Origin of the sequence: Stieleria varia, assembly GCF_038443385.1 — a bacterium.
Classification (GTDB): domain Bacteria; phylum Planctomycetota; class Planctomycetia; order Pirellulales; family Pirellulaceae; genus Stieleria; species Stieleria varia.
In genome coordinates this window covers 5,829,124-5,848,915 of the sequence record NZ_CP151726.1, presented here as the reverse complement: position 1 = coordinate 5,848,915, position 19,792 = coordinate 5,829,124, and the positions used below count along the sequence as shown (strand labels likewise).

The 19,792-nt window shown below is 55.6% G+C and carries 15 protein-coding genes; 9 read left to right on the top strand and 6 right to left on the bottom strand.

Translation table 11 applies throughout. The annotated features are described in order from the left end of the window. Positions 1-6: 6 nt before the first annotated feature. The 3 genes from Pla52nx_RS19725 (at position 7) to Pla52nx_RS19715 (ending at position 4,146) form a co-directional block, all read left to right on the top strand. Positions 7-2,061, top strand: a complete 2,055-nt coding sequence (locus tag Pla52nx_RS19725; RefSeq protein ID WP_197454669.1) for a glycoside hydrolase family 32 protein — start codon at positions 7-9, stop codon at positions 2,059-2,061. Further along, the gene (locus Pla52nx_RS19720; RefSeq protein ID WP_231742034.1) at positions 2,058-3,467 is read left to right on the top strand and encodes a hypothetical protein; all 1,410 of its coding nucleotides are present in this window, start codon (positions 2,058-2,060) and stop codon (positions 3,465-3,467) included. Before Pla52nx_RS19725 ends, Pla52nx_RS19720 begins: the two co-directional genes overlap by 4 nt. 160 nt (positions 3,468-3,627) lie before the next feature. Beyond that, positions 3,628-4,146: a hypothetical protein gene (locus Pla52nx_RS19715; RefSeq protein WP_342190205.1), complete on the top strand. Its 519-nt coding sequence runs from the start codon at positions 3,628-3,630 to the stop codon at positions 4,144-4,146. Here the strand turns inward: Pla52nx_RS19715 and Pla52nx_RS19710 are convergent. Beyond that, positions 4,140-4,595, bottom strand: coding sequence for a hypothetical protein (locus tag Pla52nx_RS19710; RefSeq protein ID WP_146520607.1), 456 nt, complete (start codon positions 4,593-4,595; stop codon positions 4,140-4,142). The genes Pla52nx_RS19715 and Pla52nx_RS19710 overlap by 7 nt on opposite strands. Before the next feature lie 302 nt (positions 4,596-4,897). Between Pla52nx_RS19710 and Pla52nx_RS19705 the strand changes: the two genes are divergently transcribed. Together Pla52nx_RS19705 and Pla52nx_RS19700 are read left to right on the top strand one after the other, a co-directional pair. Beyond that, a complete protein-coding gene (locus Pla52nx_RS19705) occupies positions 4,898-6,025 on the top strand; it encodes a hypothetical protein (RefSeq protein ID WP_146520608.1) in 1,128 nt (375 codons plus the stop codon). 49 nt (positions 6,026-6,074) lie between these two features. Then, complete coding sequence (locus tag Pla52nx_RS19700; protein ID WP_231742035.1) at positions 6,075-6,524, top strand: hypothetical protein; 450 nt, start codon at positions 6,075-6,077, stop codon at positions 6,522-6,524. 224 nt (positions 6,525-6,748) lie between these two features. Here Pla52nx_RS19700 and Pla52nx_RS19695 read toward each other — a convergent pair whose 3' ends face one another. Beyond that, positions 6,749-7,141 carry a hypothetical protein gene (locus Pla52nx_RS19695; RefSeq protein WP_146520609.1) on the bottom strand — a complete coding sequence of 131 codons (393 nt, stop codon included), beginning with the start codon at positions 7,139-7,141 and terminating at the stop codon, positions 6,749-6,751. A 292-nt stretch (positions 7,142-7,433) separates the two neighbouring features. Between Pla52nx_RS19695 and Pla52nx_RS19690 the strand changes: the two genes are divergently transcribed. Further along, on the top strand, positions 7,434-7,751 hold the full coding sequence (locus Pla52nx_RS19690; protein ID WP_146520610.1) for a cupin domain-containing protein: 318 nt from the start codon (positions 7,434-7,436) through the stop codon (positions 7,749-7,751). Between the two features lie 8 nt (positions 7,752-7,759). Here the strand turns inward: Pla52nx_RS19690 and Pla52nx_RS19685 are convergent, their stop codons facing one another. Both Pla52nx_RS19685 and Pla52nx_RS19680 read right to left on the bottom strand, forming a co-directional pair. After that, on the bottom strand, positions 7,760-8,473 hold the full coding sequence (locus Pla52nx_RS19685; RefSeq protein ID WP_146520611.1) for an RsmE family RNA methyltransferase: 714 nt from the start codon (positions 8,471-8,473) through the stop codon (positions 7,760-7,762). Positions 8,474-8,498: 25 nt separating this feature from the next. Beyond that, positions 8,499-9,842, bottom strand: coding sequence for a PQQ-binding-like beta-propeller repeat protein (locus tag Pla52nx_RS19680; protein WP_146520612.1), 1,344 nt, complete (start codon positions 9,840-9,842; stop codon positions 8,499-8,501). 215 nt (positions 9,843-10,057) lie between these two features. Between Pla52nx_RS19680 and Pla52nx_RS19675 the strand changes: the two genes are divergently transcribed. The 3 genes from Pla52nx_RS19675 (at position 10,058) to Pla52nx_RS19665 (ending at position 16,426) form a co-directional block, all read left to right on the top strand. After that, complete coding sequence (locus Pla52nx_RS19675) at positions 10,058-11,497, top strand: arylsulfatase (protein WP_197454670.1); 1,440 nt, start codon at positions 10,058-10,060, stop codon at positions 11,495-11,497. Between the two features lie 175 nt (positions 11,498-11,672). Then, positions 11,673-12,635: a DUF6666 family protein gene (locus Pla52nx_RS19670; RefSeq protein ID WP_146520613.1), complete on the top strand. Its 963-nt coding sequence runs from the start codon at positions 11,673-11,675 to the stop codon at positions 12,633-12,635. 206 nt (positions 12,636-12,841) lie between these two features. Further along, positions 12,842-16,426, top strand: a complete 3,585-nt coding sequence (locus tag Pla52nx_RS19665; protein WP_197454671.1) for a protein kinase domain-containing protein — start codon at positions 12,842-12,844, stop codon at positions 16,424-16,426. A gap of 1,103 nt (positions 16,427-17,529) precedes the next feature. On the opposite strand, the gene Pla52nx_RS19660 is transcribed toward Pla52nx_RS19665, so the two are convergent. Both Pla52nx_RS19660 and Pla52nx_RS19655 read right to left on the bottom strand, forming a co-directional pair. Beyond that, the gene (locus tag Pla52nx_RS19660) at positions 17,530-18,630 is read right to left on the bottom strand and encodes an SGNH/GDSL hydrolase family protein (RefSeq protein ID WP_146520615.1); all 1,101 of its coding nucleotides are present in this window, start codon (positions 18,628-18,630) and stop codon (positions 17,530-17,532) included. Continuing rightward, the gene (locus Pla52nx_RS19655) at positions 18,630-19,745 is read right to left on the bottom strand and encodes a GTP-binding protein (protein WP_146520616.1); all 1,116 of its coding nucleotides are present in this window, start codon (positions 19,743-19,745) and stop codon (positions 18,630-18,632) included. Before Pla52nx_RS19655 ends, Pla52nx_RS19660 begins: the two co-directional genes overlap by 1 nt. Between the last annotated feature and the right edge of the window lie 47 nt (positions 19,746-19,792).

Genomic DNA, 19,792 nt, shown 5'->3' with positions numbered 1-19,792 from the left:
CCAATCATGAAATCAACTCTACTGCTGTTTGCCACGATCGCTGTTCTTGCATGCTCAGCGTTGTCGAATCGATGTGATGCCCAAGAGGACATTCTGTTCGATGACTTTGAATCGGGCACCTACGCCAAGTGGACGATCACTGGCGAAGCGTTTGGGGACGAGCCTGCATCGGGGGCGTTGCCCGGTCAGATGAGTGTCTCCGGTTTTCGCGGCTCCCGGCTTATCAACACTTTCTATGAAGGCGACTCGACCGTCGGCACGGCGACCAGTATTGAGTTTCGACTGGAGCGATCCCACCTTGCATTTCTGATCGGTGGCGGGCGACACAAAGATCAGGTCGGGATGGAGTTGCTGATCGACGGGCAATCCGTTCGCTCAGTGACCGGACCGGAATCAGAACAATTGGAGTGGACATCCTGGGATGTCAGTGAGTTCGCAGGTCAGAACGTACGGCTGAGGATCTTTGACCGTGCGACCGGTGGTTGGGGCCACATCAATGTGGACCAAATCATTCAAACCGACTCGCCACCGGAGCGATTCGATTTGGAATATCGACTGGCGGAGTATCGCAAGTCGAACGAATACTTGAACGAGCCGCTCAGGCCACAGTTTCACTTCAGTCCCGAGATCAATTGGATGAACGATCCCAACGGACTGGTGTTTCATGATGGTGAGTACCATCTGTTCTTTCAGTACAACCCTGCGGGCAATTCTTGGGGGCACATGAGCTGGGGACACGCCGTCAGTCGCGATCTCGTCCACTGGCAACACTTGCCGCTGGCGATTCCAGAGTCCGATGGCATCATGGCGTTCAGCGGTTGCTGCGTCGTTGATCACAAGAACACGTCGGGACTCGGCATCGGCGATAAGCCGCCCATGGTCGCGATCTACACGGGACATGGACACGGCAAGCAAGTTCAAGAGATCGCTTTCAGCAATGACAACGGTCGGACTTGGACCAAGTACGAGGGCAATCCCGTGCTCGATCTCAACGAAAGTGATTTTCGCGACCCCAAAGTTTTCTGGCACGAACCCACGAAACGTTGGATCATGGTCGTTTCATTGGCGAATCAAAAGGTATTGATCTTTTACGCGTCATCGGATCTCAAACACTGGCAGGAACTCAGTCGTTTTGGACCGGCTGGTTTCCCAAGCAAACCGAATTGGGAGTGCCCTGATCTTTTCGAGCTGCCGGTGGAAGGCACTGACGGCAAGAAACTGTGGGTGTTGGAAGCGGACATGGGCAGCGGTAGCGTCGCCGGTGGCAGCGGCGGTGAATACTTCGTCGGTCATTTCGACGGTGTCTCCTTCCATCCCATTCAAGATGCCCAATGGGTGGACTACGGACGTGATTTCTATGCGCCGGTGAGTTGGTCGGATATCCCTGACCAGGACGGGCGTCGCATTTGGATTGGCTGGTTCAACAACTGGGAGACGTGTCTCATTCCCACGTTTCCGTGGCGTAGTTGCATGTCGGTTCCCCGTGTTCTGTCTCTTCGGTCGCTGCAGGGTTCCAATGAAAGCTCGCCGCAGCGATACGTACTGGTGCAACGTCCTGTCGACGAGTTGACGAAGCTGAGGATGAAATCCATCACCTTGCCAACGACCGGCGCCGCCTGGCCTCCCAAGACGGTCACCCAAGTCAACGAGGTGCCCACGATGTGTTTTGAGCTAGAGTCCACACTTGTGGTGGGTACGGCTCGATCCTGCGGATTCAGGATTCGTACAGGCAGTGATGAGTACGCCGAAGTCGGCTATGACAGCGAGACTCAGTCGGTGTACGTTGACCGACGACACAGCGGAAACGTCAGCTTTCATCCAGCATTTGCCGGACGTCATGACGCGCCGACGCGTGTCGTCGATGGCCAAGTACGCTTGCATGTGCTCGTGGACCGCTCATGCATTGAAGTGTTCATTAACGATGGCGAGGCGGTCATCAGCGATAGAATATTCCCCACAAGTCAGCAACCGAGCATCGAGGTTTTTGCAGGCGATGCCACCGCATCTGTCTCCGATACCAAAGTGCACCTATTGGATTCGATATGGAAACAGCAACCATGAGTACACCTGTACTGGGCAACAACAAGAGAGCAAGTTGCGGACCAGGTAATGGGATTCGCCAGAATTCCCTGCTTCTCTTCTTACTACTTGCCTTGGCATCATGCACGCTCGTCGCCGCGCAACAGCCTCCGTACGACGTTTATCCGGAAGCGAAACCGCCGTACTATCGAGTGCGTTACGAGGCATCTGGCAAACCAGGCGAATTGATCTTTCCTGTCAACTACACCGTTTGGATTCCCCCGCAGTGCGAGACGCTGAGGGGTGTGATCGTTCATCAGCATGGTTGCGGCGAAGGATCCTGTAAGTCGGGTTTGACCGGCGCTTTTGACTTGCATTGGCAAGCTCTTGCGCAGAAACACGATTGTGCCCTTGTCGGTCCGTCGTACGAACAGCCGCAGTCCGCCGATTGCCAAATGTGGTGCGACCCACGCAACGGCTCTGACGCTTCCTTTCGCCAAGCGTTGACCGATTTGGGTCAGCAGTCCGGGCATCCGGAGTTGTCGTCGGTTCCTTGGGCTTTGTGGGGACATAGCGGGGGAGGGCACTGGGCCGGCGGAATGGTGATGCTGCATCCCAATCGCGTCGCGGCGGCTTGGTTGCGATCGGGCGTTCCGTTGTTTGAAGCCAATCCAGATCGAAAATCGATCCAGCCGCATGAATTGCCGGAGGCGGCGTTGAAGGTACCCATCATGTGCAACCCGGGGACCAAGGAAGGTGTCACGGTCAAGGATGGTCGGTTTGCTGGTGTGTGGCCCGCCAACCAAACTTTCTTTGCCGAAGTGCGAGGCAAAGGCGGATTGGTGGGTGTTGCCGTTGATCCATTGACTGCTCACGAGTGCGGCAACCAACGTTACTTGGCGATACTCTGGCTCGACGCCTGTTTGCAAGCTCGATTGCCGGAAACCAACGGGCACGCGCTGCGAGAAATGTCGTTGGAGGATTCTTGGTTGGCCGTCATCGATGGCAAGACAGCGACAGCCGCAAAAGATTTCGACGGCGAACCGTTGTCCGCTGGTTGGTTGCCGGGCGAAAGGATTGCGAAAGCATGGATGCAGTACGTGAACGACACCAACATCACGGATGATACGCCGCCGTCAGCACCGAAAGAGGTACGCGTGGTGGACGGCGAGTTGACTTGGGCGGCAGACGCGGATTTGGAAAGCGGATTGGCCCGGTTCATCATTGAGCGTGACGGCGAGTTCTTGGCCAACGTTCCGGAGAAGAGTCAAAACCCGTTTGGACGACCGCTGTTTCAAAATCTGCAGTACAGCGACACTCCTGTCCAGCCGCTGACACAAATGCGTTTTGCTATTCCTGACGGCGATGATCCGCAATCTCATCGCTATCGCGTTTTCGCCGAAAATACCGCCGGTCTGAAATCCAAACCGGCCGAGGTCGCTCCGTAGACTGGTGAACGGCTAGCGGCAGGGGATTCTGCAGGGGAGGAAATTCTGGCGAATCCCATTACGGGTGCGTCGGGGAATGTTCGCTGGGCTGTGCGTCTTGCGGGATTGGACATCGTCAGGTGATCATGGTATTCAGTAATACATCCCTCTCTCGTCGCCAATGAGGATTCCATTGAACGATCCCGACCGGTCCGATCACGACTCGCTCCTGCCCGCCAATCAATCGCTGCGGGGCTACGACGACGTCGGCTCAGATGCCGAACATGAATTCGTTCCGCTCAGAGATGAGTTCCCTGAGCTGTACGGTCAGATGTTGGTTGCCAACGAGCAAATCAGCAACGCGGGCACCTTGAGCATTTGGATCTTGTTGTTTGCCAACGTGTTGATCTGTGTTGGAATTCATAAAGCTTGGGTGGCTGCACCGTTGGGGATTCCGGTGGCAAATCTGCAGAGCTGGGGCGTGTATCTGCTGATTACGATTTTCTTCATCATCGTGTTCTCGATGTACACGACATATGCAGAAAAAGCTGCGTACCGTCGGATGCGAGACTCCATCGAAGCCGAGCTGCGGAAGCAACGGCAAACGTTTCCCTGGTTGCTGGCTCAGATCCACGGCGACGAGTCGCTCAAGAGTCTCGCGGAGCAATTGCGTGGCGACCTAGGGACGCTGCATCAATGATCGGATTTGATTTCTTCGGCCAGCTCGTTGAATATGCGATTGACCATTGCCATCATCTCGGCGCTGCCGTCATGCATATCGGGATGATACCGCGCGGCAAAACGACGACGTAGTATTCGGAGAAACGGATCGATCACACCGGCCAGGTTGTCGCTTCGCTGCTGATGAATCTCCTGCAGTTCCGCCTTGTATTTTTCTGCTTCCGCTTCATACTCCGCCGCTAAGTTCTCGTAGTACTCCACGTCTTTCTTCAGCTCCTGGAGCCAGTTCTTTTCGTATTCGATTCTCAGCAGCAGCAGATCGCGTACAAGAGGATTGAGTTGGACTGATTTTCGTAACGTGTTTTTGCAGTAGTCCACCGGAATCTGTGAAAACCGCTTGCCCGCGTATGTACCGAACGGCATGACCTCTCGATGCAAGGCCGCGTAAGGATCCTTTCGTCGCTTCATCTACAGCTATCGGTTCGTGGCGTCTGGGGTGCATTCCGGTTAACAATAGCTGGAATATTAGCACGGGTTGATCGAGCACGTGACCGTTGCGGGCCACGAATTGCTTGCCGTCGAAGATACCTTGCCATCATTTCCCATCTAATCCGAACCAATGTCTCCCAAGAACGCCCCGGCTGAACGGCAAACGTGTGCCAATTTCGAAACGATGAACGGTCGCGATGAGCTGACACTGGTTTCAGCGTGGGGATTCCGATAGGCTAATGAGGTTTTGTCGCGTCATTGTTTTCTACTAGGGACTCACCATGCGAATCCGATCATTCCACCTAGCGATTCTGGCTGCACTTCTTAGCATTGGCTTGCTCTCGGCTAAGACGCACGCGGATGGCAAGCAAAAGACGGAGGATTGCAAGGAATGTGATCAGCAGACGGCAGGGGACGTCTCTGGCAATCAAGGAGACAAGAAACCAAAGAATAGTGGAGACCCGAAAGAGGGCGAGAACGAAGCGTTGCCGGTGAAGGCTCAGATTGAATTGTTAACCAACGAATTGGCGCAGTTGCCACCCAATCCAAAGGCTGGTGAGTGCTACATCCGTGTTCGGCAGGCGGCGAAGTACAAGACGGTCGAACAAAAGGTGCTCGTCAAAGCCGCTTCGGTTCGTTACGAGATCACGCCAGCCAAGTTCAAGGATGTAGAGAAAAAGGTGCTGGTGAGGCCGGAAACCGTTCGTTACCAAGTCGTTCCGGCAAAATATGAAACGAAGAAAGTCACGGTGGTGCTGTCGCCTGAACACGAAGAACTGATTGCCGTAGAGACGAAGTTTGAAAACAAGAAGTCCAAGATTGAAACGAAGCCTGAACGCGTCGAATGGAAACGAGGTTCAGGGTTGATCAGCAAGGAGGACCTGACCCACGACGGCCAACCCACCACCGACATTCTGTGCTTGGTCCGAGAGCCTGCTGAGTTCCACGAGTACACCGAGCAAGTGATCGCAGAAAAGGCGAAGGTGGAACGCAAAGAGATCAACGCTCAAGAGCAGGTTGTTGAAACCACCGTGTTGGTGAGTCCAGCTCAAGTCAAGGAGATCAAGGAGCCGGCCGAGTACAAGACGATCAAGGTTCGAGAACTTGTTTCGTCCGCCAGTGAAAAACGAGTCGACGTGCCTGCGGAGTATGAAACCGTCAAGCGTCAGGTGCTGCTACATCCGGAAACCCTCGTCTGGCAACGGGTGCTATGCAACACCAACATCACGCCGGAAATCCTCAAGCGGATTCAAAAGGCGCTCAAGGACAAAGGGTTTGATCCGAAGACCGACAAAGCTACTTGGAACCGACCCATGCAGCACGCTGTTGAGCGGTATCAACACAAACACAAACTGGCGACCGGCGGTTTGACGTACGAATTTCTTGAGCACATCGGAGTGAATCCTTAGGGAATGGCAATCCATGGGACAAACGTCTGTCTTGGGAGAAACTCTGCCTATGAAATTCAATTCATTGCACAGCTTTGCGATATCAGTCGCGTTGATCGCAACGATCGGATGCGGTTCCTCGCGTCCGGCGACCTACCCGGTCCAGGGCGTGGTGCAGTTTCCTGACGGCAAAGTGCTGCGTGGGGGAAACATTGAGTTTGAGTCCCAAGCCCTCGATCCGCCGATCGTCGCGCGCGGGGCGATTGGTCCAGATGGCACCTTTGTGCTGGGGACTTATGAGGTCGACGATGGTGCCGTGACAGGGCAACACAAGGTCGTTGTGATTTCTGACTACGAAATCGGCAACGGTGCGGAGCGTCCAGGAATGATCCCCGAGACGCTCCTGCATCCCAAACATCGAAGCTACCGAACGTCTGGCATCGTCAAAACGGTGGAACCGAAACCGAACACGTTGCTCATCGAAGTGGAGTACGCTGAGAAAGCGAACGACAGCGAGTGATTCCGGTCCGATTGCAGGGGACAACCTGTGCTAACATTTTGCTATTCAGCCTTTGCTGTTGGTTTGATGTTTCGGCGATTTTCGTCCAGTACAGTACAACCCCGGGCGTCGTTTTGCTTTGCCCTGGGCTGTATTATCAAGCCCTGTCAGGGCATAGGGAATCGCATCCGAAAATTGTTACCAATTCGTTTCGCGTCCCGAAAGCCGATCGACAATCGGTCGACTCAGATCCGTGACAGACCATGGGCGCCGCGGAGGCAGATCAGGCCGTCGCTCCAGTTGGCGAATTGTTCCCGTCGATCGTCTTCGTTCTCAAATAGCTCGACGATCGATGAATCCTGACGCATGTCCTCACGGACCAATCCGAGCAATTCGCGGTACTCGGGCGTCGTATCCGGGCCGTCGTTGTCGTCGGTTGCCACCCTCGCGGTCGCTTCGAACCGAAACACTTGAATCCATCCCGGTCGTTGAACCGCGACCAAACGAACCTGTCTCAGTTGAGCCGTTTTGCCATAGAATCCTCGCGCGGTAATCTGCTGGCGGATCACAAGCTCCATGTCTCGATCGCCGCACCAGTTATTCCACTTTTCTTTCAGATTCTTGATGAACTGAATCACGAGTTGCGTTTCCTAACACAAGTGAACGGTAGTCCTGACGGTCGCCATTTTGCTTCCGATGGTAGAATAGCGAGTCGACAATGAGCAGGTCACTCCGTCGTGGGATTCGCCAGAATTCCCTGTGCACAGTAAAACCGTCGCAATCCACGACAGGCGAGAGCCAGATTAGAATCCTCCGGTAGTGGACGAATTAACGAGTCCTCGGCGCGTAACCTCGCTTCAGGGACTCGTAACCTCGTCCACTACGACAGGTACAGATTTATCCGCAATTCGCCTTGGAGCACAACACAGCATGAATCTGTTCGAGCACGTACCATCCCAGTTGCCCGCTGAATTGACGGAGGTTTTGCTGCAGAATCAGAATGTCCGCATCGAACGCATCGTGTCCACCGGACATTGCAGTCCGGTGGACTTTTGGTACGACCAATCGGAGCAGGAATGGGTTGTGCTGTTGCGAGGTGCCGCGAGACTTGCAATTGCCGGCCGCGGCACATCGATCGAATTGCTGCCCGGCGACCACGTTCATATTCCGGCGCATCAAAAACACCGTGTCGAGTGGACGTCGCCGACCGAGCCCACTGTCTGGTTGGCGGTGTTTTACAGCGATTGACGAAACGGCTATCGCATCGGCAAATGACTTGCGTGAGCCGCGATCACGGTTGCTGCGGTTTCGATTCGGTAGATCCGTTTTCCCAAATCGATCGCGATCCAGCCCCTCGATAACGCCACGTTCATTTCTTCGTCGTCAAAACCACCTTCGGGACCGATGGCGGCCAGCAGTTGGCCGCCGGTCAATCGCGAAAGAGATCCGTCCATCTCTTGGCCTCCAGGATGTGCGATCCAGCGTGGTGTTTCGGTATCCATTGCGAAAAAATCGGCCACCGCGACCGGGGACTCGATCCGCATCAACTGATTTCGACCCGATTGTTTGCAGGCCTCGATCACGACACGTCTTAGTTTGTCGAGCAAGCCGCCCGAGGGTGGGCGCTGAGAGCGACTACAGAGCAGCGGCGTCACTTGTGCAACGCCCAGTTCCGTCAACCGTTCCACCATCTCTTTGGCACGATCCGGTTTGGGCAGAGCGATGCCGAGATGCAAACGCAAGCCGGGTTCGCGATCGACCAATTCGCGTGGGCTGGCATGGCATATGCAAGACCGACGATCGATTGACTGAATCGTTGCGGAGGATTCGTTTCCGATTCCGTCGAACAAGACGACTTGGTCACCGGTTTGGGCACGCATCACGCGTGACGCATGTTGAGCTTCCTCATCCGGCAACGCGATGGGGCCGCCGATGGGTGGCAAGTCGGGAACGTAGTAACGTCGCGTCATGACTGATTGTGAATGTCGACGAAACTCATTCGATACGGTAGACCGACTCTGCGGTACGCCAGATCATGGCGTCGTTGACGATCGCAGGTGAAGCCATGATTTGGCCATCCAGATGATTTTCAGCGACGACTTCGCCCTCACGACCGGCCTTGATCACCGTCACATTGCCATCTTGGGATCCGAAGTAGATATTTTGGTCGACGAGAATGGGTGACGCGGAAAAATTACCGCCGACACGCTTTTTCCAAACTTCATCCCCCGTCGATGCATCCAAACAACTTGCCACACCATTGTCATCGACAACATAGACCAATCCCTCGTGCAAGATCGGTGAAGGTTTTGCCGGGATGCTCTTGGTCACCGTCCAGAGGACATGGGTATCGGTGACATCGCCGCTGCCGTCGACTTTCACGGCCCAAAGCTGAGGCTTACCGAAACCCGTGGAGAAGTAGACCACGCCATCTCCGTAGACCGGTCGAGGGACGACGGAGAATCCTGTCCCATGACGCACTTTCCAGATCTCTTTGCCGGTCGCCGGATCGTAGGACACCATCCATTGCGATCCCATGCAGATCAACTGTTCGCGTCCCGAATTGTCGGTGATTGCAATCGGTGTGCAGTACGATTTCTTTTGGTCGCCCGATGGAGCATCCATCTCAGGACGTTGAGTTTCCCATACGGTTTCGCTGGTGGTTTTGTTGAGTGCCGTCACGTATTGTCGCTGGACACCATCTTGGATCAGAATCAACAAGTCGCCATGAATGAACGGCGAACTGCCGGGGCCGACGGCATGCTCGATCGGCAAGCGACGTTGCCACTTGATCTCACGAGTCTGCCGATCGACGCAAAAGGTTCCGTAGTTGCCGAAGTGACAATAGATCTCACTTCCATCGATCACGGGTGTGGGAGATGCGTAACTGTTCAGAGAGTGGATCGGGTCCGGTTTTTCGACGGTGGTTAGATCCGTGCTGGAAAGGATGCTGCCAGTCTTGAAATTCAATGCGATCAGTTTCAGCTCAACGGATTTTGCGATCGCCAATTGTTTGAACTTCTTTTGCTCCACGCCGGCTTCAGAGAGCATCTTTTCGCGTTCCTCGTCCGTCGGGAAGACTTCGATTGCCGTCGTCGTCCAAATCACGTCGTCTGCGACCACGGGAGATGACCAAGCTTTTCCGGGTAGGGAAGTTTTCCACGTTACGTTTTCTTTTTCGCCAAAGCTCACCGGTACTGATTGACCGGTCACAATTCCATTGCCATCGGGTCCTCGGAATTGCGGCCAATCGATCTCTGCCGAAGCAAGCCGCGGAACGCAGAGCAGCACAAGAGTCAGCAGCACGAGAGACAACGGGGTGGGGCGACGGAGCATCATGGCGTGACGGCAAAAATAGGAGGGATCGGGCAAACGGTGGGACATTGTATGGTAATCGCGATCGGTCAATGCGTAAAAGCAGCCTCGCTTTGCAAAATGGAAATCAAATCCGATTTTTTTGACGTGAAATCTGTTAACGTTGATTGATCTGGGGTTCTGCGAACGCTGAACCATTGTCTTGCCGACCGTGTCGATTCGTAGAGAAAGGCTGTATCGTGTTTCGTTCCTGCCGCACTTTGTTGTTCGCGTTCCTCGTCGGTATCGCCTACGCGGCTCAGGCCGCCCAACCGCCCAATGTCCAGACGCCAAACATCCAGGCGACCAATATTCAGCCGCCCAATGTGATTTACATTCTGGCCGATGATGCCGGAATCGGCGACTTTGGATGCTACGGCGGCAACATCATCAGCACGCCGAACGTCGATCGGCTGGCGTTAGAGGGAATGCGCTTCACTCAGCATTATTCGGGCAGCACCGTTTGTGCTCCGTCACGCAGCGTGCTGATGACCGGCCAGCACACCGGTCACACTCGCGTGCGAGGAAATGCGAAGAACCCAGGTCTGTTGAAAGAAGACTTTACGGTGGCCGAGTTGATGAAGAGCGCCGGATACGTGACCGGGTGCATCGGCAAATGGGGCCTGGGGATGGAAGATTCCACGGGAGCGCCGTGGCGACAAGGCTTCGATCACTTTTTTGGCTATTTGAGTCAGACCAACGCACATCACTACTACCCCGATTTTCTGTGGCGTGACGGACGTCAACAAAAGTTCATTGAGAACTCGACGCAGCGAAAGCACTACAGTCATGACCTGTTCACCGAAGACGCGTTGTCGTTCATTACGGTGAATCATCGCCAGCCATTTTTTCTGTACTTGCCCTATACCATTCCCCACGTCGATTTGGATGTCCCCGAGGATAGCCGTGCAAATTATCTCGGTCGGTTGGGACCGGAGACTCCCTACGGCACGCCCGGCGGACAGCACTATCGGCATGAGCCCAATCCTCATGCAACTTTTGCGGGGATGATCACACGGATGGATCGTGACATCGGCCGCATCATGCAATTGCTGGGTCAGCTCGGTGTCGATGACAACACGTTGGTGATGTTCGCCAGTGACAACGGTGCCACATCAGCCGGCGGTGCCGATCCTGAGTTCTTCGACAGCAATGGTCCCTACCGTGGCATCAAACGTGATCTGTACGAGGGTGGCATCATCACACCGATGATCGCGCGATGGCCGGGCATGATCGAGGCGGGCAGCACGACCGATCACGTCTCAGGTTTTCAAGACCTGTTGCCGACCCTTGCCGATCTCGTCGACGTCGCGCCGCCAATGAATATCGACGGGATCAGTTTCCTGCCTACGCTGAAAGGACATCCCGTCAATCAGAAGCAGCACGACGTGATGTACTGGGAGTTCTCCGAACAAGGTGGCAAGCGTGCGATGCGAAAAGGCGATTGGAAAGTCGTCCAGTTGAAGGTGAGCACCACGAAACCCAAACCGGTGGAACTATACAACCTTGTGGAGGATCCCTACGAGACCACGGACTTGGCGGAGTCGATGCCCGAGCGTGTGAAAGAGTTGACTTCGCTGATGGATGCTCAACGAACAGCCAACGAAAACTTCCCGCTTTTTCATTCCGAGAAACAGTAGGTTTGTCAGAGGACGCGTTTGTTGATGAACGAATCTGCTGGTGACAGGGAATGGTGGATGTTTGGTGACAGTTTGACTGGCGTAACGCACTGATATTTTTCGATTCAAGATCTGGTCATCGGGTGTTCCGACACGCTCGTTTCACATCTTGCCGCTGCTTGAGCTAGCAAAACCCATGAGTCGATTGACTTTTTACGTCGCTATTGCCGTGTCGATGTTCGGTGGATTCGGCACCGCATCGGCTCAGATTGCCTCACATGAGTTCGGTTCCTCGTGCGAGGAGGTTGCCTGTGGAGAGTGTGAATCGGATCGTTTTGGACTTCCAGCGAGTTCAGCCAATTCGTCGCTGTGGGAACAGCTTTCTTTCTACGGTGCGATCGACGGAGCCAAGCAGCCCCAAGATTTTGGCGTCAACGCAAATCTAGGCACACGGATGCATGTTTCCTACGCGGCGCCGCTGCTGGCTGACTACGGGGTCGGATTTCAAATCGGATCTGCGGTGGTGTTGTCTGACAATGCAGTTCAAGTATTCGAGTTGTTGGGCGAAGACACCCAGCGTACGCAAAGCTTCACCACAATTGGATTGTTTCAATCGGCAGGAGATTGGCGTTGGGGTGCGGTTCTCGACTACTTGTATCAAGACGGTTTTGACAGCAGCTCGCTGGGACAGTTTCGATTCCGTGTTGTCAAAGAACTCAGCTCGCAGACATGGCTGGGATTCACAGGCCGCTTGCGTGCGTTTGACGATACGGCTGATTTCCTAGGCAGCTCGGTCACGCTGCGTTCGATCAATCAAGGCAGTGTCTTTCTGCGTCATTACTTTCCCACCGGTGTTCAGTGCACGTACTGGCTGGGCATCGCCGGTGAACACGGAGAGTCCAATGCCGTTACGGGGCCTGCGCGACCACGCGATGAGTCGTTTGTCTTTGGAGCAGACTTGTTGGCGCCGCTGAATGATCACTTGGCAATCTACGGCGAGACAAACCTGACACTGCCGGGCGACACGGGAACGGTTGACGCGATGTTGGGTGTGGTGTGGTACCCCTTTACCAATGTTCGAACCGCCAACCGAAAACGTTTCGCGCCTCTGTTGCCGGTCGCATCGTCGTCGACATTCGGCGTCGACCTGCTTCCTTGATGGGCAATCATCCACCTCGTCGTGCAGCATTCCTTTCCTGATAATCGCTACATCATGAACCGGCTGCACGCAATGGGATCGGTTGGAGGCAAAGCGTGTGACGGATGCAGGGGGCGCCTATCTATACGTCCAACACTTGGGTGAGCTGCGGCGGTCAGTCCGTCGTCATGCGAACAGACGGATCACTCTCGTGTCATTTACAAAACATGTTTGCCGACCAAACCGCTGAACTGCCCATTCAACGCTTACCAGCCAAGCCCTGTCAGTGGTCACCGCTCTCTGTTGTGCCGGACGCTGAATCGCTCATCGGGTTCGACTCCGATGGGCGAGCGCAGGAATGGCGAATGGCCACTTTTCTGCGTGACGAACCCTCGGCAATGGAGCAATGGAATCAACGCATCGCATTGCTAGACTTGGCAAGCCATTTTGCGATCCGGCAAGTTGTCGAGAACGGCCTGGTTCATTCACCACCTTGGTTGAAGTTGGGCATTGCCACGAACGTTGATCTGCAGCAAGACCGTTTGGCCAATCGACTGCAGCAGTTATCCAAAGTCGAGCGGCTGACCGTTGCCGCCATCATCGTCGATGCCTTGAACGCAGCGCACCACGTCGGGCTGTATCACGGTGCGTTGGATATCGATGCCATCTGGACGAGCGGAAACTTTGAGTCACTGGTTGTCCAAATCGATTTCTGCACGTTCGGCTCAAGCCCCAGTGGTTCGTTGGAAAGGTTCGATGCCGACGCCGACCTGGTGTCTTTGCAACGACTGCTGCGACAACTCCTTGACTTCGTGCCCAGATCTCACGCCCTGAAGTGTTTGGGTGGACGTGATCGCGTGGTTTTGAGCAAATGGCTTGCCGAGCGTGTGTCCGATGATGAGCACTTACCGACACTGAGTCAGTGGCAATCGATCCTGGGAGCTTTCTTGCCTCAGCATGAGATGCTTGATGACAACTCACTTGACTCGACAGCAGAGACGACGGGCGGACTACTGAACAAGAACGCGTTGGCGGGGCGCACGCACCTTCTTGGCAGACAACCCGCGGCGAGGATAAAGCAAGAGTCGTTGGAGGGTGTCTGCCTGGGACGTTTTCGACTGCTCGAGTCGATCGGCGAAGGCGGCATGGGGGTGGTCTACCGTGCTGTCGACCAGAGCAACCAGCAGACCGTTGCCGTCAAAGTACTACGACTCAGCGGGAGCGATGCAGCGCATTCGATTCGCAGATTCCGCAAAGAAGCACGTTTGCTGGCGGATGCCGAGAATGAACACGTCACAAAACTGATTGATGTGGGGCACGAAGGAGAGACGCATTACTTGGCGATGGAGTTCATCGAAGGAGTGAACCTCAAAGACTGGTTGGCCCATCATCAACCGATTGACGAGTCAACCGCACTGCGGATCATGGAGGATCTTTCGCATGCGTTGGTCGACGCACACGCACGTGGCGTGATTCACCGCGATCTCAAACCAGAGAACGTCTTGCTAAAACTCCGCGAGCAGGATATCCCGGACGGATTGCGGATTGAGACCCTGCCCCTGGAGGACTTTACACTCAAGCTGACCGACTTTGGCATCGCCCGGCATGCGGAGCAATCGGAGTCGATGGAGGTTACCAAAGCCGGCGCGGTCATCGGGACACCGCGGTACATGTCGCCCGAGCAGTGTCGCGCGCAAAAATCTTTCGATCCCTCGGCCGACGTCTATTCACTTGGTATTACATTCTATGAATTGTTGACCGGTGACGTGCCCTTCGTATCAGACGATCTGATGCGACTGGCGGGCATGCATTGCTTCGATGCGCCGACGCCGATCCAACAACGCAACGCAAGAGTCACGGACGGTGCGGCGCGGATCGTCCATCGCTGCCTGCAAAAGAAGCCGGCGGATCGATTCGGAGATGCCTCTCAATTGCTCACCGCGATTCGAGAGATCACGCGTGGGCAGTCCAGCGATATCGAAGCCCATCCTCGCATGCCCGATCATGACGTAGGGAAACTATGGAGCAAGACCGTGAGTTGGCAGCTCAAGAGCAAACCCGCCGACCTGTGGCCCTTGGTTTCCAACACGGAACGATTGAACGAGGCGATCGGGCTGCCCTCTGTTGAGTATCGAACCGAACAGGACCCAGAGCTTGGCACGCGAAAGTTTGGCGAGTTCACGCTTAGCGGGATCCGTATCGCTTGGGAGGAACACCCCTTTGAGTGGATCGAAGGAAAGCGGATGGGGATCTTGCGAGAGTTTGAAACTGGGCCGTTCAAGTGGTTTCTCAGTACCGTCACACTGCAGCCGACCGCTGATGGCGGAACCGAGCTTTCCCATCGAGTGCAAATCGAACCAAGAAACCTAATCGGTCGCATTCTGACCACAGTGGAAGCGGACTGGAAAGGTTTTCGCAACCTGGCCCGTGTCTATGATCGCATGGACCGTGCCATCCAAGGCCGACTAACCACCACCGAAGGAAAAGACGCTTTCAAGAAGGTCACGCCGCTGAAGCCGAAGCGACAGTCACGGCTGAGACAGCGAATGGATTTGTTGTCCGAACAAGGTGTTTCTGCAAGTGTCGTGGACGCGTTGACGACAATGGTCACGCAATGGTCCGAGCAAGAACTTGCGCAAATCCGTCCGCTCGCAGCCGCCGATCGATTGAAGGTCGATGGGGCGGACATGATCGATGCCTGTTTGTTGAGTGCCGCACATGGGATTTTGACATTGGGCTGGGATGTACTGTGCCCGACCTGCCGTGCTCCGGCATCACGTGGCAGCGAGCTTTCCGACATCGAATCTCACACGCATTGCCAAGCATGTGATGTGGACTTTCGATCCAATCTGGGAGATGCGATCGAGATGGTGTTTCGCGTTCACGCAGAGATTCGGGACGCCAACACAGGACAATACTGCATCGGAGGTCCAGAACACTCCCCGCACGTCGTTGCCCAGTTGCGTGTCGCCGCCGGCGAGTGTTTGCAGACGACTTTGGACCTGCCCATTGGCGATTACTTGATCCGTGGTCCACGGTTGCCCAGGACTCAGATGATCAAAGTGCAAGACGCCGCGTCGCCGTCGTCCGCAGAGTTCGTTTTTTCGCGTTTTGGTTCAGCGGACCACACGATCAAACTTCGCAGCGGCAGCCAGTGCATCACCCTGATGAACGATCTGTCCACGCTGCATGTGGTACGGATCGAACGCATGATTCCACGTGATGATGTCGTGACCGCAACGATGGCGACGGCCAATCCATTGTTCCAAAAACTGTTTCCGCGTCAGACCTTTGCCGCCGACAATCCGATCTCAAGCGAAACGATGAGTTTTGTCGCCACGACTCTCAACGAAACCGATCGACTGTATGACAGCCTCAGCGACGAAGCGGTATACCGGATGGTCAATGGTCACCTGAAACTGATCTCTGAGGTCGTGGTGAGCAATGGCGGCAACGTGGTCAAAACGATCGGGGAGAGCCTGCTGGCTGTCTTTCCGTCGCGAGATCAGGCCTTACTGGCGGCACGTCACATGCGTGCTGCTGTTCAAGAAGGCGATTCGAGGCAACTGAGTTTCGGCATCGGCGTCCACTGCGGCCCGACGTTGGTGACCACACAGAACAACCGACTGGACTATTTCGGCAGCACCGTCCGTGCTGTGCTTGCGCTCCCACAACGTGCAGGAAACCAAACGTTGGTCACCGCACCGGTTTTCTCCGACCCAGGTGTCCGCGAAGTCATGGCTGATGCGATGACGGAGATTGAGACTATGGACCTTCCGGGGACGCCTAACTTGCTGGTGTCCAAGATTTAGAGGTTCCATCGAAGCACCGAACGCACGCTTGTCCCGCAGCAACGTCGTTCGGCCACTATTGGCTAACATACGACGCACGACGCCGGATTATTCACGCGACTCACTGGACTGCTCAAAGTTTGGTGTTGACATTGTTTTTCAGTCCATGTTCTTGTTCCATGCATCGCAATCAAAGTGAGCCTCAGGCGCTAGCCGTGGGCCGGCACCACAATCCGCCTCAGGCCCACGGCTAGCGCCTGAGGCTCACTGGGGGCCACCAGCTGCGTTGGCCGGCACCACAATCCGCCTCAGGCCCACGGCTAGCGCCTGAGGCTCACTGGGGGGCACCAGCTGCGTTGGCCGGCACCACGATCCGCCTCAGGCCCACGGCTAGCGCCTGAGGCTCACTGTGGGCCACCAGCTGCGCCGGCCGGCACCACAATCCGCCTCAGGCCCACGGCTAGCGCCTGAGGCTCACTGGGGGCCAACCAGCTGCGTTGGCCGGCACCACGATCCGTCTCAGGCCCACGGCTAGCGTCTGAGGCTCACTGTGGGCCACCAGCTGCGTTGGCCGGCACCACGATCCGTCTCAGGCCCACGGCTAGCGCTGGGCTGGCAAAAGGTTGGTGTTGACATTGTTTTTTCAGTCCAGGTTTTTGTTCCATGCATGGCAATCAAAGTGAGCCTCAGGCGCTAGCCGTGGGCCGGCACCACAATCCGGCTCAGGCCCACGGCTAGCGCCTGAGGCTCACTGGGGCCACCAGCTGCGCCGGCAGTAGGGACATAAACCTGCGCAAACCCAAAAACACACAACCCCAACGTTTTGCCAGCCCACGGCTAGCGCCTGAGGCTCACTGGGGGCCACCAGCTGCGTTGGCAGCTGGTTGTTTGCTAATCAGCATGTCGTTGCCTTTCTGATCGATCATAAACAGAACGGGAATCTGGCGTGTAGATGTAGCATGGTGTGAGGGATTTCTGGCGAATCCCATTACGCAGGGAATTAACAGACCGCCCGCGACATGCCAATCAACATTTAGGGCTCAACACAACCATGTCGGAATCAGACGACGCAGCAGGCGTAACTTAGAAATTGAGCAGATTGAGTGTGCGGATCATTTCAAACCTCAGTCAGGCTCCGGACGTTCACGCATTAGCATTAAAAACTCATTGAGCGACTCCGCGATCACGCGGTTTCCATCCGCATTGAGATGCCCCGATCCAAACTGACCGTTGTGAAAACCATGAGGCCAGCGACCTGCGTCAGCGGACTCCAGCAAACGATTTCGCACGTCAATCACGTGGATGCCCCTGGATGCTGCGACTTGTTTCATCGTTTCGAATTCGTCCGCCGTGTCGCTCTGCCGAACGATTCGACCTGACACAATCATGGGCACCTTGGGTGCGTAGACCACTGCGATCGGCAACGTCGTCGCATCATCGATCGCTTTGAGTACCGAAGCCCAGTCAACGGTTGATTGCGAAGCGTCTGTCATTGATTCAATTGCATCACCGGGCTCTTTTGCGTCAACGGCATCAGGTGTCGCCTCAGGAGGCCCGATCGCGAACCGCAGCTCACGCGGTGTCATCCCGTCGCTTTGCGTCAGCAGGTTTCGAGCGGCTTGGATCACAAACGCTGGCAAGCGTTTGGCCAACGCGTTCTTGGCCGCAACGGCATCCTGCTCACTCGGTGGCGGCAAGGGAGCCTCTGTTGCTGAAATCAAATCCTCCAGGTCAACAATCAATAAAAGATGCAGCTCGATTCCCAACGCGGTTTCGACTCGCGGCATCTGAGTGACCCAATCTGCGGCATTTTCCCCACTGCGGGCCAACGGAAAAGCAACCGCATTGCCGTTGCTGGCTTGCTCGATTGCAGCGAATAGCTTGTTCTGGTCGGTGACGGAAACGCCTTCGGCTTGCGAATCGCCCCACAATGCAACACGTAACGACCGGGAACTGTTCCGCTGAACCGGAGCAATCGAGCGTCGCCCGGGCATTCCCATCGGACCAATCATCGTGTCCGCGTAACCTTCGCTCCGCCAACGATAGGTTTGGCCCGGTTCCAACACCCAAACACCTCGCTCCGCGCTGGCCGACAGTGGCAGATAGCTGCGAATGAACCACGGCGAAGTCAGCCCGATGATCGTTGTTCCGATCACCGCACCCACCAACCAGCGAAAGATCATTCCACTGACAGTTCGGCTCTGCAAAGAACGCGTCACCGTCATCACACCGTTCCGGTCACGCGGTGTGTCGGCGTGGGGCGGCCTGGACGCAGAGAGCGAGCGGATACAGGATTGAGCGAAACGCCGTGACGTTGGGCGACCGACTGAACGCTTTGTTCGCAGATCGTCTGCAGCTCATCAGGATCCATCGCAACTCGCGCGTTCACGATGACTTGGACATCGCCGGCGACCGATCGATTGGCAGCGAGCCCCACGTCCACATCGCTTTGGTTTCCAACGACGTTTGCGACGGCTTGGGTGTCTCCGCCCAACACGGAGGCTTTGACGTGCGCGATCGCGCCGCTACCCGACTGATCGATCGCGTTGGCAATGGATCCGACGATCTGCGATGCGAATTGATCCAAGTCGACTTGTGATTCGGCGTTGCCTGTCACAGCCAAGTTCACCCACCCCAACTCGGCTTCGCCGTCGGCATAGGTGTCGTAGTCGATGTCCAGCAATCGACGACCGGCGGCCATCGGTGACTCGATGTAACCAATGACTTCGTCGACGCCGTCACCCGTTTTGGGGCTGATCGACAGCACGGGGACTCCTGGCGCAATCTCGGCCAACGCGGCGACCAACTCATCGCGTTGTTCATCGCTCAATTGATCGCTTCGTCCGATCATCAAGTAGTCGGCTTCCTCAAGTTGTTTTCGAAAGATGTATTCGGCTTGAGGCGAAAAACCACTGCGTGTCGTCGTTTCCTTGCCAAGTGACAGGATGCGCTGGCCATGGGATGGTTTCAGGATCACCCCAAACGGTGCCAGTTCAAATCGTTCGCCCAGCAATTGCTGCAGTGGCAAGATGACCGTGGCAACCAAGTCGGTGCAACTGCCGACCGGTTCCGCGATCAGCAAATCGGGCGGCGAAACGGCTGAGAGAGAATCTGCCGTCCCGACAAGGTCATCGAAACTGCAGCAGAAACAAGCTCCGGCGACCTCTCCGACGGAAAATCCCTGGGATCTCAAGTTGTGCGTATCCACCAAGTCTGCGGCTTGATCATTGGTGATGATCCCCACCGTTTTTCCCGCTTCGATGTACTTTTTCGCGATCTGACCAATGAGGGTGGTTTTGCCGGCCCCAAGAAACCCGCCGATGAGTGCAAATCGCGTCATGTTTTTATCATGGAAAAGAGGGAATGAAAGTTGTCTCGCTTATGATA

Coding starts and splice junctions, on each gene's coding strand:
- Pla52nx_RS19725 (WP_197454669.1), top strand. CDS start 7: ATGAAATCAACTCTACTGCTGTTTGCCACGATCGCTGTTCTTGCATGC.
- Pla52nx_RS19720 (WP_231742034.1), top strand. CDS start 2,058: ATGAGTACACCTGTACTGGGCAACAACAAGAGAGCAAGTTGCGGACCA.
- Pla52nx_RS19715 (WP_342190205.1), top strand. CDS start 3,628: ATGAGGATTCCATTGAACGATCCCGACCGGTCCGATCACGACTCGCTC.
- Pla52nx_RS19710 (WP_146520607.1), bottom strand. CDS start 4,595: ATGAAGCGACGAAAGGATCCTTACGCGGCCTTGCATCGAGAGGTCATG.
- Pla52nx_RS19705 (WP_146520608.1), top strand. CDS start 4,898: ATGCGAATCCGATCATTCCACCTAGCGATTCTGGCTGCACTTCTTAGC.
- Pla52nx_RS19700 (WP_231742035.1), top strand. CDS start 6,075: ATGAAATTCAATTCATTGCACAGCTTTGCGATATCAGTCGCGTTGATC.
- Pla52nx_RS19690 (WP_146520610.1), top strand. CDS start 7,434: ATGAATCTGTTCGAGCACGTACCATCCCAGTTGCCCGCTGAATTGACG.
- Pla52nx_RS19685 (WP_146520611.1), bottom strand. CDS start 8,473: ATGACGCGACGTTACTACGTTCCCGACTTGCCACCCATCGGCGGCCCC.
- Pla52nx_RS19680 (WP_146520612.1), bottom strand. CDS start 9,842: ATGATGCTCCGTCGCCCCACCCCGTTGTCTCTCGTGCTGCTGACTCTT.
- Pla52nx_RS19670 (WP_146520613.1), top strand. CDS start 11,673: ATGAGTCGATTGACTTTTTACGTCGCTATTGCCGTGTCGATGTTCGGT.
- Pla52nx_RS19665 (WP_197454671.1), top strand. CDS start 12,842: ATGTTTGCCGACCAAACCGCTGAACTGCCCATTCAACGCTTACCAGCC.
- Pla52nx_RS19660 (WP_146520615.1), bottom strand. CDS start 18,630: ATGACGGTGACGCGTTCTTTGCAGAGCCGAACTGTCAGTGGAATGATC.
- Pla52nx_RS19655 (WP_146520616.1), bottom strand. CDS start 19,745: ATGACGCGATTTGCACTCATCGGCGGGTTTCTTGGGGCCGGCAAAACC.